The 16,104-nt window shown below is 46.3% G+C and carries 19 protein-coding genes and 1 riboswitch; of the genes, 7 read left to right on the forward strand and 12 right to left on the reverse strand.

Going from position 1 to position 16,104, the window contains the following annotated elements:
• Nucleotides 1-34 precede the first annotated feature (34 nt).
• The 7 genes from ABRS97_RS19925 to ABRS97_RS19955 form a co-directional block, all read right to left on the reverse strand.
• Complete coding sequence (locus tag ABRS97_RS19925) at nucleotides 35-517, reverse strand: LURP-one-related/scramblase family protein (protein WP_367816859.1); 483 nt, start codon at nucleotides 515-517, stop codon at nucleotides 35-37.
• Between the two features lie 59 nt (nucleotides 518-576).
• Nucleotides 577-1,350 (reverse strand): glutamate racemase, encoded by a 774-nt coding sequence (murI, locus tag ABRS97_RS19930; protein WP_367816861.1) that lies wholly within the window; start codon nucleotides 1,348-1,350, stop codon nucleotides 577-579.
• A 199-nt stretch (nucleotides 1,351-1,549) separates the two neighbouring features.
• Nucleotides 1,550-2,698 (reverse strand): Ger(x)C family spore germination protein, encoded by a 1,149-nt coding sequence (locus ABRS97_RS19935; protein ID WP_367816863.1) that lies wholly within the window; start codon nucleotides 2,696-2,698, stop codon nucleotides 1,550-1,552.
• The gene (locus ABRS97_RS19940) at nucleotides 2,695-4,179 is read right to left on the reverse strand and encodes a spore germination protein (RefSeq protein WP_367816865.1); all 1,485 of its coding nucleotides are present in this window, start codon (nucleotides 4,177-4,179) and stop codon (nucleotides 2,695-2,697) included. The genes ABRS97_RS19935 and ABRS97_RS19940 overlap by 4 nt, the downstream gene beginning before the upstream one ends.
• Nucleotides 4,176-5,270, reverse strand: a complete 1,095-nt coding sequence (locus ABRS97_RS19945) for a GerAB/ArcD/ProY family transporter (RefSeq protein ID WP_367816867.1) — start codon at nucleotides 5,268-5,270, stop codon at nucleotides 4,176-4,178. Before ABRS97_RS19945 ends, ABRS97_RS19940 begins: the two co-directional genes overlap by 4 nt.
• A gap of 171 nt (nucleotides 5,271-5,441) precedes the next feature.
• Nucleotides 5,442-5,720 (reverse strand): hypothetical protein, encoded by a 279-nt coding sequence (locus ABRS97_RS19950; protein ID WP_367816870.1) that lies wholly within the window; start codon nucleotides 5,718-5,720, stop codon nucleotides 5,442-5,444.
• Between the two features lie 114 nt (nucleotides 5,721-5,834).
• Complete coding sequence (locus ABRS97_RS19955) at nucleotides 5,835-7,274, reverse strand: serine hydrolase domain-containing protein (protein ID WP_367816872.1); 1,440 nt, start codon at nucleotides 7,272-7,274, stop codon at nucleotides 5,835-5,837.
• Nucleotides 7,275-7,401: 127 nt separating this feature from the next.
• Here ABRS97_RS19955 and ABRS97_RS19960 point away from each other — a divergent pair, with 127 nt between their 5' ends.
• The 7 genes from ABRS97_RS19960 to ABRS97_RS19990 all read left to right on the forward strand — a co-directional run bounded on the left by ABRS97_RS19960 (nucleotide 7,402) and on the right by ABRS97_RS19990 (nucleotide 11,545).
• Nucleotides 7,402-7,533, forward strand: a complete 132-nt coding sequence (locus tag ABRS97_RS19960; RefSeq protein WP_367816874.1) for a hypothetical protein — start codon at nucleotides 7,402-7,404, stop codon at nucleotides 7,531-7,533.
• A 161-nt stretch (nucleotides 7,534-7,694) separates the two neighbouring features.
• On the forward strand, nucleotides 7,695-8,003 hold the full coding sequence (locus ABRS97_RS19965; protein ID WP_367816876.1) for a metal-sensing transcriptional repressor: 309 nt from the start codon (nucleotides 7,695-7,697) through the stop codon (nucleotides 8,001-8,003).
• A 41-nt stretch (nucleotides 8,004-8,044) separates the two neighbouring features.
• On the forward strand, nucleotides 8,045-8,776 hold the full coding sequence (locus tag ABRS97_RS19970) for an MATE family efflux transporter (RefSeq protein WP_367816878.1): 732 nt from the start codon (nucleotides 8,045-8,047) through the stop codon (nucleotides 8,774-8,776).
• Nucleotides 8,688-9,203 (forward strand): MATE family efflux transporter, encoded by a 516-nt coding sequence (locus ABRS97_RS19975; protein ID WP_367816879.1) that lies wholly within the window; start codon nucleotides 8,688-8,690, stop codon nucleotides 9,201-9,203. The genes ABRS97_RS19970 and ABRS97_RS19975 overlap by 89 nt, the downstream gene beginning before the upstream one ends.
• Before the next feature lie 202 nt (nucleotides 9,204-9,405).
• A riboswitch (cobalamin riboswitch) is annotated at nucleotides 9,406-9,593 on the forward strand.
• A gap of 177 nt (nucleotides 9,594-9,770) precedes the next feature.
• On the forward strand, nucleotides 9,771-9,968 hold the full coding sequence (locus ABRS97_RS19980) for a CbtB-domain containing protein (RefSeq protein ID WP_367816881.1): 198 nt from the start codon (nucleotides 9,771-9,773) through the stop codon (nucleotides 9,966-9,968).
• Nucleotides 9,969-10,034: 66 nt separating this feature from the next.
• A complete protein-coding gene (locus ABRS97_RS19985) occupies nucleotides 10,035-11,159 on the forward strand; it encodes a hypothetical protein (RefSeq protein WP_367816882.1) in 1,125 nt (374 codons plus the stop codon).
• A 17-nt stretch (nucleotides 11,160-11,176) separates the two neighbouring features.
• Complete coding sequence (locus tag ABRS97_RS19990; RefSeq protein WP_367816884.1) at nucleotides 11,177-11,545, forward strand: (2Fe-2S) ferredoxin domain-containing protein; 369 nt, start codon at nucleotides 11,177-11,179, stop codon at nucleotides 11,543-11,545.
• 246 nt (nucleotides 11,546-11,791) lie between these two features.
• On the opposite strand, the gene ABRS97_RS19995 is transcribed toward ABRS97_RS19990, so the two are convergent.
• The 5 genes from ABRS97_RS19995 to ABRS97_RS20015 all read right to left on the reverse strand — a co-directional run bounded on the left by ABRS97_RS19995 (nucleotide 11,792) and on the right by ABRS97_RS20015 (nucleotide 15,925).
• Nucleotides 11,792-12,283, reverse strand: coding sequence for a hypothetical protein (locus ABRS97_RS19995; RefSeq protein WP_367816885.1), 492 nt, complete (start codon nucleotides 12,281-12,283; stop codon nucleotides 11,792-11,794).
• Between the two features lie 72 nt (nucleotides 12,284-12,355).
• Nucleotides 12,356-13,798: a catalase KatA gene (gene katA / locus ABRS97_RS20000; protein ID WP_367816887.1), complete on the reverse strand. Its 1,443-nt coding sequence runs from the start codon at nucleotides 13,796-13,798 to the stop codon at nucleotides 12,356-12,358.
• Between the two features lie 191 nt (nucleotides 13,799-13,989).
• Nucleotides 13,990-14,520 carry an OsmC family protein gene (locus ABRS97_RS20005; protein WP_367816888.1) on the reverse strand — a complete coding sequence of 177 codons (531 nt, stop codon included), beginning with the start codon at nucleotides 14,518-14,520 and terminating at the stop codon, nucleotides 13,990-13,992.
• A gap of 38 nt (nucleotides 14,521-14,558) precedes the next feature.
• Nucleotides 14,559-14,750 (reverse strand): hypothetical protein, encoded by a 192-nt coding sequence (locus ABRS97_RS20010; RefSeq protein WP_367816890.1) that lies wholly within the window; start codon nucleotides 14,748-14,750, stop codon nucleotides 14,559-14,561.
• Between the two features lie 77 nt (nucleotides 14,751-14,827).
• On the reverse strand, nucleotides 14,828-15,925 hold the full coding sequence (locus ABRS97_RS20015; protein ID WP_367816891.1) for an ABC transporter substrate-binding protein: 1,098 nt from the start codon (nucleotides 15,923-15,925) through the stop codon (nucleotides 14,828-14,830).
• Between the last annotated feature and the right edge of the window lie 179 nt (nucleotides 15,926-16,104).

Here is a 16,104-nt window from a genome sequence, read left to right on the forward strand (position 1 = left end):
GATAACCGCCCCTCCCTAACACTGTAAACATACATTAACTCCGCTGCCTTTTCTGAATTTCATGCATGCCCAGAATAACGGCAATCCACTCATAGCTGTCCAATCTGCTGGTGCGATTTTCTAGACAATAGGCTGATGCAGCGAACCAACCACTCACTTTTTCAAATGAAGCCGTTACGTTCTCTTGCTCATCGCAGATCTCATATTCACGCGAAAACGCAGGCGAGGTGATTTCAAATACGCCTCTTCTGTATGCATCGTACTCAAATCGTTTGGACAGGAATGACGTCCTGTATCGGAGCTGACCGCATTCTTCTCCATCAGGCCCAGTCACAATCCACTTGTTCGATAGCATCGGAAATTTCCCGCCATACAGGTGGCTTCCATTTCTGTCGAACACGTCAAGCGCTGAGCCGAACGCGCTCCGCAAATCGACCTCTCCAACCCGTTCGTTACTTTCGTTTAAGATGTCTGTCTGCCCCGCATTGAAAAAATGATCACGAAAATATAACCTCATCCCATCGCCTCCTGTCCCCCTATCTTACGAAACTGGGAGAAAAAGGTTGCGCTTGCCGATTATATCTCCAGAAACCTCTGAAGTGCCGTTTCCATCTTATTTATGTAGGCCTGGTCATCATTAGAACAAAGAAATGTAATGCTTCCTCGCCCCTTTGCACTGAATCCTTCGTCTTTGCTGCTTAATAGTTGAATTAATCGATTGACGGTTCCGACGCTTCCATCCACGATATGCATATGACTCGGCAGAATCCTTCTCAGCAAGCTTTTATAGAAAGGGTAGTGCGTGCATCCAAGCACAATGGTGCCATATGCGCTCAAATCATACTTGGCTAATTTGCCATGAAAATAATCGATGATCGCCGGTCCGTCAAAGTCTAAATGCTCGCAGAACTCAACTAGTTCCGGGAGAGGCAAAGAGTCAACGAGATAATGATCGTCAATTCGCGAGACTAGCTCCGTATATTTAGACTGTTTCAAGGTTAGCGGCGTGGCAAGCACCAGCACTCTTTTCCCCGTGGAGCGATTCATCTCAAGTGCTGGCTTCACAGCGGGCTCCATGCCGACAATGGGGATGTCATACTTGTTTCTTAGTTCTGATACCGCTATGCTCGTTGCTGTATTACAGGCAATAACAAGCGCTTTTACCTCTTCCTTAATAATGCGTTCAACGGATTGGTTCACATAGGTAAAAACATCTTCCTTCGATTTTGAACCATAAGGAACATGGAGCGTATCCGCGAAATATATAAAATCCTCATTGGGCAATTGTTTCATCGCTTCAGCTAATACCGTAATGCCGCCTATCCCAGAATCAAAAAAAGCTATTCTCATTACTTTCACCTTTTAGTTGTTATTTGTTCTACTTATCATTGTATCCAAAATGAGGAGCATAGCAAGGACTAGTCCATCTGCTTGTCTCATCTGCCGCACAGGATCAGATCTGATTCCACTGGATCAAAAAAGCCTAATCAGGCAGCAGCGATGCTGTCTGATTAGGCTTGGATCCATACCCAACCACAGATAGGTTAGTTCAATTTGCTCTTCCTTTGTATTTGCCGGTGTGGCGTAAATTCACTTTGACGTCAACACGATCGAGCGACTCGGCATTCAAGATGAAATCATCGCGACCGTGCAGTTCATGCCACTTTTGGGGATATTTACGGTACAGCCGTTCACACAATTGCAGCACGTCGATATGCTTGCCCAGCCCTATTTCGAAAGTGCTTCTAATCTGATCCTCAATCACTTGAGCTGCTTGCTTCTCCATATCTTCCTTCGTGATGTCGCTAACCAGTTCATCCAAATAGGAGTTAATGTGTAAGGTAATATTGTAGTACACTTGACCATCCCTAATGATCGGCAATATACGCGATTTCGGTTTGAGCATGACAATTGCTGCGACTGGTGCTCTCGTGTCTGGAATGTGGATAGGGGAACGCTGCAATTTTTCTTGCAGCCACCGGAATCCTTCAAGCTCTTTCTCTGACATCCATCCCAGAAACTTGTCGTTATGAAAATAATAAGCTCCGTCGATCCTGAACATTGATTTCGCTTGTTTATCTTCGGTCCATGACTCCTTATCAAAGGAAATCGAAGGAAGCATAGCGGACTGCCCTGCTTCATTCGATTGTGCAATCAGTTTGAAGCCGTAAAGCGGCATGATGTACGAGCGTTGGGAATAAATCTGCGAAGGATTGTCCAAAAGGGAATCTAACGGCGAGAAATTTAGAATGGATTTCTGTACAAATAAGTCACGCAGCGGCTCTTTTGTGCCAAACAACAAGACATTATACCGAATTTCACGATAACGGTTCATCATATCGTAAGCTTCTTTGACTCTTTGACCATTTTTCAGAAATCGTTCACTGCAAACGACCGCTTTCACGTGCCCCCAAAACACGCGCAGCTGAGAGGTGGAGTAAATCGCATTAAACGATTCCGTAACCGTGATGCCTTCCCCTTTCCCAATCCATGCGGGGACATTTTTCCCTATTTGCGACGACTCGCTTTTGGCTACATTCACAAAGTTAAGAATCTGCACATAGCTGATATATTTCCCGTTCTCATAGTCTAGTCCGACCGCGGTGACATACGCCATCGTTTGGATATCTTTGGAGTTCCAACACCCGCTTAGCAGAAAGAGGCAGGCAGTAACAATTATAAGACTGGCTTTCCTCATTCGGCATCTTTCCCTGCATGATCTGGATCGCCCGTATGCAGAACTTCCGGACGATTTTGCATTTTACTCCAGGGGAACCTTAAAAAGCTCCTTAGCAAGTCTTTGTAAATAGGCGGAGACAACGGGGACAAATAAGGAATGCCAAATGATTTGAGTCTGGACATATGGAAAATCAACAAAATCAACCCTAAAATGAGCCCGTACATACCAACGACCGAGGAGGCAAGAAAAATAAGCAACCGGATCACACTGACGACAGTGCCCAAGGTCTGATTGACAAGCGTAACGCCCATCACTGCAGTAATCGCTCCGACCACGACGACAGAAGGCGAAACCAACCCCGCGCGTATAGAGGCGTCCCCAATGACCAACCCGCCAATGACCGTTAAGGTTTGGCCGATTGAGCTCGGCAAGCGGACCCCTGCTTCCCGGAAAATTTCCAGCAGCAACAGCAAAGTAAACATTTCCATTTGAGCGGATAATGGCAGGCCAATACGCGCCACCGATATCGTCGCCATGAGCCGAAATGGAATTTCATCCTGATGGAACGCGGTGAGGGCCACCCAGAAGCCTGGCAGGAGAATGGAACACCAAAAACTGAAGAAACGGATCAAACGTGCGAACGAAACGTATTGAAAACCGAAATGGATGTCTTCAGGCGATTTCAAAATAAGCGAGAAAGTTGCCGGCGCCATTAGTATGAGCGGATTGCCATCCACCAGAATAATAAATCTCCCGGAAAGTAAGCAATTGACTGCATAATCGGGACGGCCTGAGAAGTCAATTAAGGGAAAAAGCGCATATTTCGAGTCGGCTAGCGCTTCCTCCAACTGGCTGATGCTGTAGATGCCATCGACATCGATTTTGTCCAGTCGAGCACGAACATCAGCCAAGATATCAGGAGCCAGAATGTCCCGGATATACATGAGTCCGACTTTCGTCCTCGTTCTACGCCCGAGAATGGTCGTTTCGCAGCATAACGAATTGCTGCGAATTCGTTTGCGGATCAAGGCAATGTTCGTCGCCAAATCTTCTACGAATCCATCCTTTGGACCTTTAATAGAAATCTCAATGCTTGATTCCTCTGGCGAGCGCTGCGGCCGATTGCAGATGTTCAGCTTATACATCGCATCCGACTCCAGGAAAACGAGAAGAAGATCCCCTTGAAAGACGGCGTCCGTCATTTCTTCCTCCGCTACTGCGCCTTCTAAAGAAATGAGCGGTAACGCACCAAGCACATACCCGTTCTGCAAATATTCGAAACCAGTCTCCCGATAGACGGTATTCAGCTCCGGGAGGACGAGTCGCCCTATTTGAATCGTATCGCATAGACCTTCTGCATAGACCATCAGAACCTTCGACGACGGATCATCTTCATCAAAGTAATACAGCTGAATTTGCACATCGGAGCAATCCGCGAATAAATGCCGCAGCATTTCCTCCGTCGTTATGTTGCCAGATACAATCCGGGTTTCATTCATGCTGCTCCCTCCTTGGCGGGTTTGGCAAAGAAAGCAATTACAGCCAAAACACCTGTCAGGATCAAGGTGGTAATCAAGGAAACGGGAAAATAAACTTTATACATCCACAAATAAAACGTATTCTGATCCGTAAAAATGATGGCTAACACAATGTAGCTTAGTGTAATCATCAGAACGAACCGGCCTCGCCATTTTACTTCCTTAAATGGCAACAGCTCGGCTAATAAAAACTGAGCAAGAGAGATTCGAATCGTTGCTCCGGACAACCATTGAAAAACCGACAAGAAGTCGACATGCTCGATATAGGAGCCGATTTTCACAAGACGCCATTGCTCGTAGGGAGACACCATCTGTTTGGCCGCTTCTTTGGGTCCGAATTCCGTGATCGCTCCGATAAGCGGGCCTAGTGTAATGTACACCAGAATCATGCCTAGCAGCATCATTTGCCATACCCGAACTTTCGATTTCAACCTATGCTGCATGAGCAGCATCAGCGTAATTTCTACAAAAGCTCCACCTGCATAAACGATACCATTCAAGGCCGGCTTCCATCCGGATTCAAGAAAGGGTTTAAGAAGCGCATAGTCTTTCTCCGGCATATTTGAAATCGAGGCAAAAAAGCCGAGGCAAACAACGGCGGGAAGCAGGATGCCCGCACCAATTGTAATGGTATGCAGTCCTTTTCGGGCCGAGTAATAGCAAATAATGACCAGCGTAATAATCAATACGTATTGCGGGGTCGCAGGCAAATAGTTCGTAACCGTCCAGATCGCCGTATGAACGACCGTCATGCCGCCAATCAAATACAATTCCAGGCAGATCGGCACAAGGATCAGCCAAGCCACAATGGGGCTCGTTTGGTTGGCCAGCCATGTATGCAGCTTTTGTTGGCCTGATTTTTTCATAATATAGAAAAGAAGCGCGCACCAAGGCATATATAGGACAGCCGTAATAAGAACAGATATCCACGCATCTCTGCCGGATGCATCCAGAATGAGAGGATTCACAATCACATGGCTGGTCAAACCATTGAACAGCATCATCACCATAATGATTTGCAGCATGCTGATTTTACCTTTTGTTTCATCCATATCGGTTTCCCCATTTGCATTCATGAATTGCGAACTATTAAAAAAAGGATCATTTTGTAATTTATCCCTTTCTGATAATTGTTATTCATTAGGGGTGGCGTGTATGGCGGCATATGCCGTGGAATATGAAAAAGGATACCCACGACGGGTACCCTGATCTTTCTGATCTTTCTAATCCATATAACCCGCTAAACCGTTTTTCATCAGATAGTCCATCTCTGTTTCCAGAATAGTATCGACCGTAAGCTCGTCCAATTTCACATCGGGCCTGCTCAGGATATAGTCCAGAAGCTCGTCGCTATCGATGTCGACTTCACCTTTCGCATCCGTCGGAGCCTTATTAATAAAGGCTTGTTCATGTTTTAATACGAGGGCGATGCTTTTCGCATCCACTTTGGTTTTATCGGCAATATACTGCAAAAGCTCTTGTTCATTGAGTTGCTCGCTCATTCGTTGTCATCTCCTATTTGTTTCTGTGATCATTGTACCACAAGGCGACCACATTTTGCCCAGAGCTGAAACTCATTGATCCGTACACCTGCAATCAAAAATCCAATTCCCCGCTCACCTCGTCAGCGCTTTCCCCACAATCACGGAAGGCTCCTCGCCGCCGAACGAAACGTTAGGACGCACCAGAAGCTCAACGCCTCCTTGATCAAACGTGCACACCATCGTAATGCAAAATGGCGTCTCCACATATCTTAATGTCAGCTCAAGCGTATTCGTATCCTGCCAAGTGGCTGAACCCAAGGCTGGTTCTTCCGCTTTCATGCCTATGGAGCACATGCCTGAGTGCCATTGATTTCTTCCGAAGATGACGGTATGTTTGCTATCCTCATAGTCCAGCGTAAGAATCACGTACTCTTCGGTAAATTGAAAGAAACTTGTACGTAGCTTACTATCATTGTCCGCCAGCTCGTACTGTATGCCTGAAATGTCATTTTCCAGTAGAGAGGCTGCATGCGCTTTGGGCGGATCGAGGTGAAGTCCGCGCAGTTGATGGCCGAGCGACTCAGCCGCTTCACGGTCTGGCGGCAGCTCCTCCGATTTCATCGCAGGCAGCAATTGCTCCCATATGACCTTAAGGATCGCCCCCGTATCGTTCACGCCAGAGGTGATCGCGATGACAGCGTCCTGCTCCGGCATGACGATGCAGTATTGCCCGAAAGCGCCATCTCCCCGGTAAGCGCCATGCTGGCAGCGCCAAAATTGATAGCCATATCCTTGTTGCCAGTCGTTGTCCGCTTCAACGCCATTTTCAATTTGCTTCGATGTCGCTTCTTCGATCCACGAGGAAGGAACGATTTGCATGCCTTGCCACTGCCCTTTTTGCAAATAGAGCTGCCCGAATTTGGCAATGTCCTCGGTCGTGATCTTCATCCCCCAGCCGCCCATGGTGATGCCCCGCGGGCAGCTTCCCCAAGTCGCTCCCTCGATCCCTAGAGGCTCAAGGAGCCGTGGCTGGAGGTACTCAAGCAATGTCATCCCCGTTACTTTCTGCAAAATGGCCGAAAGCAAATAGGTCGCCCCGCTGTTATACGCGAAATGCGTGCCAGGCTCATGCTCGACCGGAAGCTCTAGAAGATTGCGAACATAGTTGTCCGATTGCTGCATCTTGGCGCTTGTATCCTCAGCGTGCCCAGTGCCCATGACGAGCAAATCGCGAATCGTCATAGAGGCCAAATGGGATGAAATCTCAGCAGGCGCATCCTCCGGAAAAAACGATACGACCCGATCCTGTACAGAGATCCTACCCTCTTGTACTAACAAGCCGATCGCAGTTGACGTAAAGCTTTTGCTGAGTGAAAACAGCATATGAGGCCGTTCCGGCGCATAGGGTGCCCACCAGCCTTCCGAGATCACATGTCCATGACGAACAAGCATAAAGCTGTGAAGCTCCAAGCCACGACGTTCCATGTCTTGCAAACAACGTGCAATCGCTTCTGCTGCAATCCCTTGGCTTTCGGGTAAGCTTCTCGGAAAGATTGAATTCGCTTTCATCATTACACCTCAGCGCCCTAAAATTTGTAAAATAATAGCACTATTATAACACTTGCCGGCAAGCTTTTTACGCATAGGACAAATTCTTTCGCGCATAGACTTATAAACAACTAATCCAAGAGGTGATCACATGGTGAATGAAACAATGACGCTTGGACAATTCATGGATCGGCCGCAAAAACTTAGTCGTCGGTCTGTATTGTTTCTTCGAATCCCAGGCGGTAAAACAACTGCTAAGCTTATTCGCTACGTGTTTACCTGAGCCACATCTTTTCATCCATATGAGTTCCATACAAAAAGCTTAGTCCATGTACCTTGACGGTCATAAGACTAAGCTTATTTCATTTTCTCCACTGCGTGGTTGCGCTTAATGACACAAATCTCCCTAGATTGTATCTTTTAGGACTGACCGTGGAGGTGGAAATGATGGACCATACTCATAGCGACCATCATCATGGTCATGACCATGAACATAAACATCGCAAACAAATCGTAAATCGGTTGTCAAGAATCGAGGGGCATCTGCGCGCGGTAAAGGAAATGACTGTTGATGGACGGGACTGCTCAGAGATTCTGCTACAAATCGCAGCAGTTCGGAAAGCTCTGGACAACGCGGCCAAGCTGTTATTAAAAGATCATTTGGAGAGCTGCGTTTTGGATGCAGGCCCGGGTGAAGATCGCGCGAAGATATTGAATGATCTCAACAAGGCACTGGATCATTATATCCGCTAATTGCAACTCAGACCCAAACCTATACTGAGGTGGAAAGACAAATGGATATTCCTTACCACGCCAAAAGAGTGTATAAAGTTGCAATTCCTGCGATTGGCGAATCCTATTTACAGAGTTTGCTTGGCGTTGTTGATTCATTTTTTATCGCAAAATTAGGTCTTTTGGCGATTAATGCGGTAGGTGTAACCAATATCTACAGCATGACCTATGTAGGTGTTTTTACCGCGCTTTCTACAACAATAGCAGTTTTTTTGTCCCGGGCATTCGGTGCAAAGGATGTTGACCGAAGCAAATCCATAATCGTTCATGGGTTATTTCTTTCATTTATAGTTGGGCTGCTCTTTTCAATCCTTTCCATTGTTTGGGCTACCCCGTTGCTGCATGTAGTGGGGACTGATGCGGAGCTTACAGAAACGGCATTGCTTTATTTCACCGTGGTCCTAGGGTTAACGCCATTCGTCGCATTATTTACGGCACAGTCTGCTTCATTCCGTGCGATCGGGGATACACGAACACCATTTGTTGTAGGAATTGAGATGAATGCCGTCCATGTTGTATTGGATTATATGTTGATTTTCGGCTTAGGACCTTTTGAAGGTTTAGGTTTGGCCGGAGCGGCGTTTGCCATGATTCTTGCCCGAATATACGGCTTCCTTAGGCTGTGGCTTAAGGCGCAAAGTATCGATGCAATCGCGGTTAACAACTTTTGCCTATACGATCGGCAGCGGATTTTCGGTTGCAGCCAGTTCGTTAATCGGGCGAGCGATTGGTGAAAAAAATCTGTCCGATTTGATAGAGTATCGGAAATGGTGCTACATTCTATCGGCCGGCACCATGACGTTAGTTACGATATTGTTAGCAATTTTCAGTCCGTGGATTGGTCAGCTCTTTACACAGAATGCGACAGTATTGCATTTGCTGTTCATTGTCTTGCTGATTGATACCGTCTCGCAGCCCTTTTTAGCATCTGTGTTAGTAGATACGTCCACCGTACAATCCGGAGGCAACAGCAGCTTTCCGATGATCGTGACGATCATCGGAATATGGGGAGTTCGTACACTCGGCGTCTATGTGTTTGCCTGGAAACTAGGTTACGGTCTGCCTGCCGTATGGTTGTCGGTTGCAGCGGATAATGCGCTCAGAGCAGGGTTATTTTTGTGGTACAGAAGGAAACGATTTTCGATTAAGGAGCTTGCTTAATCCCTATCCAAGAAAGATGCAGGGGCAAGTATCACGCGCGTTGTTTAAGCACTTTTTTGTCGCGTCAACACAACACAAATATGCTTAATTATTTAGACGTTCTATTAGATATATCGCTGAATAAGATTAAATGTGGCAAGCATTGATTGTACTATTGACTTAATCTCATAAATAAGTTTTAATTCATCTTAGTTAGAACATCATATCATAAACATTCTAGGTGCCCTTGTGTGAGCATGGGGTAACAGGGAATCGGGTGAAAATCCCGAGCGGACCCGCCACTGTAAAACAGAGTTCTCTTTCATAACGCCACTCATTAATACTTTTGGGGAAGGCGAAAGAGAGCGTTAATCTGTAAGCCAGGAGACCTACCTAGTTTTGAACACCAGCATACATAGCCTTCGTGGAATAAGGTTCGGTGTAAGAAGAGACCCCTGTTAAATTCAACAGGCTTAATTTCTCGTAATTTCTTACCCCAACCTATTTGGTTGGGGTTTTCATTTTTCTATGAAAAATTTAGCCATACGGGGGATATGTTTTAAAAAATCGCTTAGAGGAGGTGAAACAATGAATATCGCAATTCAAAGACTTGCTTCCATATCCGTTGGACAAAATGTCGCCAAAATCATGTTTGTATTACAATGGATTTTGCTTCTTTCCTGGATTCCTTTGACTTTGTATGGATTATTCTTTACACCGATTATGTCGTTACATGATGCAGTTCATCCAGCTCGCCATAGCGTCACCATAGTTCCTTGTCACTAACGTAATCACCTCTTCCCCCGTGTGGCTAAGTTTTTCACAGATATTATTATTTCAAGGAGGACAATAATGAAGTTCAATCTTTTACGTTTTCTTTTGCTACTCATTTTGCCTGTAATGATTATAGGCACTTTTATATTTGGAGTAGCAATTTACGAAAGTTACGGAGAAAAAGGGGACTATTTAATACCACAAAATCCAGTTGCCCACGAACCAGCCAAATTCTCTTACCAATTAACCAATCCTGTAACAAAAGAACCGTTAAAGAACGCTAATGTCCAGTTAGAAATCGTTAAAACAAAGGCGACAAATCCTTGGTTCAATGTGGGTTACTTACGTGAGGACACTGAAGGCACTGGGCTTGTTTATAAAATGGATTCGATTTTGTATGACGGAAAAATTGAAATGGAGTCTATTCTTTGGGACGCTGGTTCATACGAAGCCAAAATTAAAGCAACTTCAAATGAAATAGAAAAACCAATTGAAATTACCTTACCCATTAAAGTCAATGTGCCTCTTGGTCAAATCATACGAACAATCGTCTTGTTCATGGCAATCTTTTTGTTAGCAATGGTCAGTGGAATTTTTGCTAAACGACTGGAAAATCCATTTAAAAAACAATCACAATATAATAATCGTTATTCAACGTCTGTTGCATCCTTACTCTTAATTGCAAGTTTATTCGTTAGTGGTTCTCTTTCCTCAACTGCATTGGCACACGAAGCAACTTCTGACAATCATATTATGGTAGTTGAAAAAAATGGAGTTAAAGCCGAATTAATGTTAAATCCAATGGAGCCTGTTCAAAAGGGAGAGCCTGCTCATTTTACTGTTACTTTCCAAGATTCAAAGACAGGTCAGTACATACAAGGAATGGATACTTCCCTATCGCTTTATCACGATGACGATAACATAAATATGTTTTCAAATCGGACACAGATTCAAGACGGAAAGTTAGATTTTGACTATGCTTTTCCAGATACAGCTAATTACCACCTTATCTTTCATTCTTCACCCAATTCACAAAAATCAACGCTGACTGAACCTCTTGATGGCTTCTTTTCTTTTGAAGTTCCACCTGTGCAGCCTAACGTTTTTGCGCAATTAAGAGCAGGGACATTAATGCTAATTGTTTTGATATTGGGTTTTGTTTTGGGGTTCTTTGGCACAAAAAGAAAACCATCCTTTGCTTAAGAAGGGACGGGAAATAATTGCAGAATCTGGATACAAAATTTCAAGTTTTAGGACAGGTTTTAATTTGTGCTAATGGATGTTGTTGCGGTCAAACGAAATTGGGGGCTTCTGAAGTTCCCGTTGAATGGTTAAAAAGTAATTGGAAAAATGATAAGCTTTCAAAAAAAATACAACTCTCATTTACGGGGTGTTTAGGACCTTGTGATGTAACGAATGTGGTTAGTATCCTAACTCCAACTAAACAACATTGGTTCGGTGGCATGACCGAACAAAATGATTATGAGACTTTGTTTGAATGGTGTAAGTCCTCCGCTGAAGCAGGTTACTTCCTCCCACTTCCCGAAGTTTTAGAGTCACGATTGTTTGAGCGTTTTATAAACCATTAAACAAGTAAAAGCTTATGTTTCCGATATGGAGACATAAGCTTTTTATTAACCCTTTCCTTCCTTATTGTTAGCCGCCACATCCCGTTTTGTGCAATGCAAATTGGAGGAGCATGATTACATTTTTCCCTACATAAAAATAGAAAAGCCTGATTTCTCAAGCTTTTGCTGAAAAGTTAATGTAGGCACATTTGTGTCATTGGACAACATACATTCATTCATTCATTACATTCGTAGTAGTAAGTATGCTTACATAAAGGTCACATCACAGCTCGATCCGATTGGTATCATTTCAGAAGCATAATGGATAATCCGTTCTTTGTCCTTATGATCAATGACCGTGATGGCGTGAAAAACAAAATGAATAATTCCGTTACTTGCATCATACCCTTCGAAAGACAGCCGGCCGAGCGGGAATAACCGGTTGATCGCTGCGGTAATACCGTGTTGATTGAGATTTCTGCTCAACGCCGTTTTCTTAATCGCTTCCGGAAGCTCCCTGATTTGCGGCACGTTATCCGCTTGTATCATGTTGTAAGCCTTCACTTGAAAGCAAATATAAGGCTGTAAGTAATCTGAAGCAAATTGCCTGATGCTGCGCATCTCGGCGTCAGGCAATTGCAGATTTTCGTTCCACGCATAGATCGTAGCTGAATATTTGCCATGCGTATGAATGCGAATATATCTGATTTGCGGAAAACGGTCTTTAATTCGCTGCTCCGATAATAAACGGGTTCCCATGATGATCACCTCGTTGTATGGGATAACCTTTTTCAAGGTCTTTCGCAGATGAGCAACCGTGTTTATTAGCAGTTAAGCTAAACCTAGCCCTTCGGCGATACGTCTGCCGTATTCCGGATCTGCTTGGGAAAAGTGGGCGATTTGCCGAAGTTTGATCTCATCTTGCTCAACAGGCTGCATCGCGCCAACGATCGTTTGCACAAGGCGGGTGCGCTCTTCTTCACTTAATAACCGGTACAGGTCGCCAGCTTGCGTATAATGATCATCGCGATCGTAAGCCACGCTGTCGGCTTCGCCCGTGACTTCGTATGCGGCTATCTTGTTCTCCGGTGTTTCGGCAGGCCCGCCTGCGCTATTCGGTTCATAATAAACGGAGCCCCCGCCATTGGCATCGAACCGCATTTGACCGTCCCGCTGATAATTGTTCACTTCATGATGCGGGCGATTGATCGGCAGCGCTTGATGGTTGGCGCCTACGCGGTATCGATGCGCGTCGCTATAGGCAAATAAGCGGCCTTGGAGCATTTTATCCGGCGAAACCTCAATTCCGGGAACTAACGTGCCAGGGGAGAACGTCGCCTGCTCGACTTCAGCAAAATAATTCGCCGGGTTCCGGTCGAGAACCATGCGTCCGACTTCAATCAACGGGTAATCCTTCTGAGACCAGACTTTGGTCACATCAAAAGGGTCGAAGCGGTACGTATTTGCGTCCTCTAACGGCATGATTTGCACGCAAAGGCGCCACGCCGGGTAATCTCCCTGCTCAATGGCATTGAAGAGATCCTCCGTATGATAATCCGGATTGTCGCCGGCGATTTGCGCCGCAACTTCAGCAGCCAGATTTTGAATGCCCTGCTCCGTTTTGAAATGATACTTCACCCAAACTCCCTGGCCTTCCGCATTCACCCATTTAAATGTATGGCTGCCGAAGCCGTGCATATGTCTCAGCGTCGCCGGAATCCCCCGGTCTGACATCAGAATGGTCACTTGATGCAGAGATTCTGGCGATAACGACCAGAAATCCCATATCGCATTCGGATTTTTCAAATGGGTTTGCGGGTGGCGTTTTTGTGTATGAATAAAGTCAGGAAATTTGATCGCATCCCGGATAAAAAACACCGGCGTATTGTTGCCCACCAAGTCATAGTTCCCTTCATCCGTATAAAATTTCACCGCGAATCCGCGCGGATCGCGAACGGTATCCGCTGAGCCATTTTCGCCGGCTACCGTAGAAAAGCGCACGAACAGCGGCGTTCGCTTCCCGATTTCGGAGAGAAAGCTCGCTTTCGTGTACGCCGTCAAATCGTTCGTGACTTCGAAATAGCCATGTGCGCCTGCGCCTTTCGCATGGACCACCCGCTCAGGTACGCGCTCCCGGTTGAAATGCGCCAGCTTCTCCAGGAGGTGGACGTCTTGAATTAACGTGGGTCCCCGCGAACCGGCTGTTAGGGAGTTCTGGTTATCCCCCACCGGCGCCCCCCAGCTGGTCGTAAGCTTGTTCTTGCCTGTACTCATAATTGTTTCACCTCATTGATAGATTTAGCTGTTGAACCTGAAGCGTTTTCATTTTCATATATATGTATGCAAACAAGTTGTTTTTAAGACCGTAAACAACGATCACGCAGATCCATTTGTAAAAAAGAAATGCCCGGCATGCTGACGGTTCAGCAAGCGGGCACCTCTCTACACCAGCGCAGCCCTAACTTCTAGCTGCTGTGGATAATGACTTCGCCTTGAATGTGCTGCGGATTAGCAAGCAAATTCAGGATCGGGCAAGCCAGCTCAACAGCCTCATGGAGGGCTGCTATCGTTTCAGCCGATTCCTTGCTGCCGATATGAAGCTTATAGCTGATATTATGCGGATGGACGGGAATATGCTCAAATCCGGCCTTGCCAGCTAAGGCATGCAATTCTCCACTCACTTCCACATCCACGGAGTCGAGCGAGACGCCTCGCAAAGCGGCCTGGATCAGCGTAATGTGCGTCAGGCAGCTGCCGAGCACGCCAAGCTGCAGCTCCGGTGAAGAGGGGCCCAGATCATACCCTGCAAAATCCGGAGGGCTGTCGCTAATGATTTGATAATCGCGGATGCGAATCTCCCGAACGCCGCTGCGCCCTAACGCGCGTACCTTCGCCTGAAGTTTCACGCCTGCCTGCTCAGGCTGCTTAAGCGCCTTTTCTTGCCGCAGCTGAGCTGCCTCTTTCTTTTGCACCAAATACTCATTAAGTGTTGCCATGTAGGAAGTCACACTCCAAGTTAGATTTAAATGACTGCTTATTTCTTTTGTTCAGGAACAACAATAGGGCCCCCATCGTCGGGGATGTGGCACGAGGGAAGTTCGCCTGCAGTTCCCTGAGAGGAAGCAATTGCCGGTTCCTTCGCGAACACGGAATGCGGAATGTACCGATATATAACGCCGATCGTTAGTAAAGCCGCAACCGCGATTATGATTTTGTAGCGCTTCATCCTTGCTCCTCCTTTTCCATCCGGAAAACCCGCTTCATAGGCCTTAGCGACTAGAAACTCGCGATCCCAACCGCTGATCATCTTCCGTTAAAATCAGGAATCGCTTTAAAGACTAAACGGTCAGCAAGCGCTTTTTCATCCGTCGAAGCATCTAATACCCCTTGCTCCTTCTGAGCTCCGATAAAGAATTTCGCATTTTCAACGGCCGTGTTGACACTTGGTCTCCAGTAGTAATCTTTCAACAGTTTCTCATTGGTCGCCAAATCGGCGCCAACCAGCTTATTGTCTACTTCCAGCTGAGCGGCTTCGGTTTGATGTGTGCCTACCCACTCCGCCGCTTTAAGAATAGCCCGCGTATAGGCAGCTGCCTTTTCCGGATCTTTCTTGGCAAGCTCTCCGCTCACAAAAGAGTAGCAGCAATAGCCGGATTTGTACGGTTCGTCATGCGCATTGCTAAGAATACGGACATACTTATTCTCGTCGATCGACTTTTGAGCTGCCGGATCCCAGACGATGAAAGCGTCGATTTCTTTCTTCTCTGCAGCGGTAACGAGTTGGTCGGACGGGTACACTCTCCACTGAACATCCTTCTTCGGATCAATGCCCAGCTTTTTCAGCTCGATGGAAAGTGTGATCATCGGGCCTCCGCCGATCGCATCAACGCCGATCGTTTTGCCTTTCAGATCTTTAACCGCCGTAATGCCTGAGCCCGCTGGCGCTACAGCTTGAATACAGCCGGCATGCAAACCGCCGGTCAGCTTGACATCCAGCCCTTGCTCAGCAGGCTTGAACCAGGAGAAGTTCCCTTGTGTGGCATCGACTTTCCCTGTGGCAATGCCGTTCTTCAGCGTGTTGAAGTCCATTTTTTCCATCACAGGCTCCAAGCCTTCCGCTTCGAAAAAACCTTTCTTCCACGCCGCAAACGTCGGCGCTTCGCACGTGCTGCTTGAATAGGCAACAGTAATTTTTTTGCCTGTCTTAAAGCTCGCGGTTTGTAAGCCGGCAGGCGCCGTTGTAGCCGCTGCGCCAGCTGCCGTTTCAGGCGCTTTGTTCGCCTGCGGCGTGGCCGTTGTCGGAGCGGCCGAATTCGTCGCACAAGCGGTCAGAAGATTCAATAGGATAAAAGCGGAGGATGCGCCAAAAATGGTTTTCTTAGCCATCATTAAATTTTTCATCTGATCTCGTTCCAACCTTTCCATGTTTAGATACACGCTAACTTATGTAAACTACCCTTCTTTGCGTATAAGCCTCATCTCCCGAAATTGATATGCAAACAAAAAAAACTAAATCCATTTCCCCCGCTTGAGAGGAAAGAATTTAGTTTCCAGCGAACCGGTCAACTAATACCTAGTAA

Source organism: Paenibacillus tabacirhizosphaerae, from assembly GCF_040812395.1.
Taxonomy (GTDB): Bacteria; Bacillota; Bacilli; order Paenibacillales; family NBRC-103111; genus Paenibacillus_E.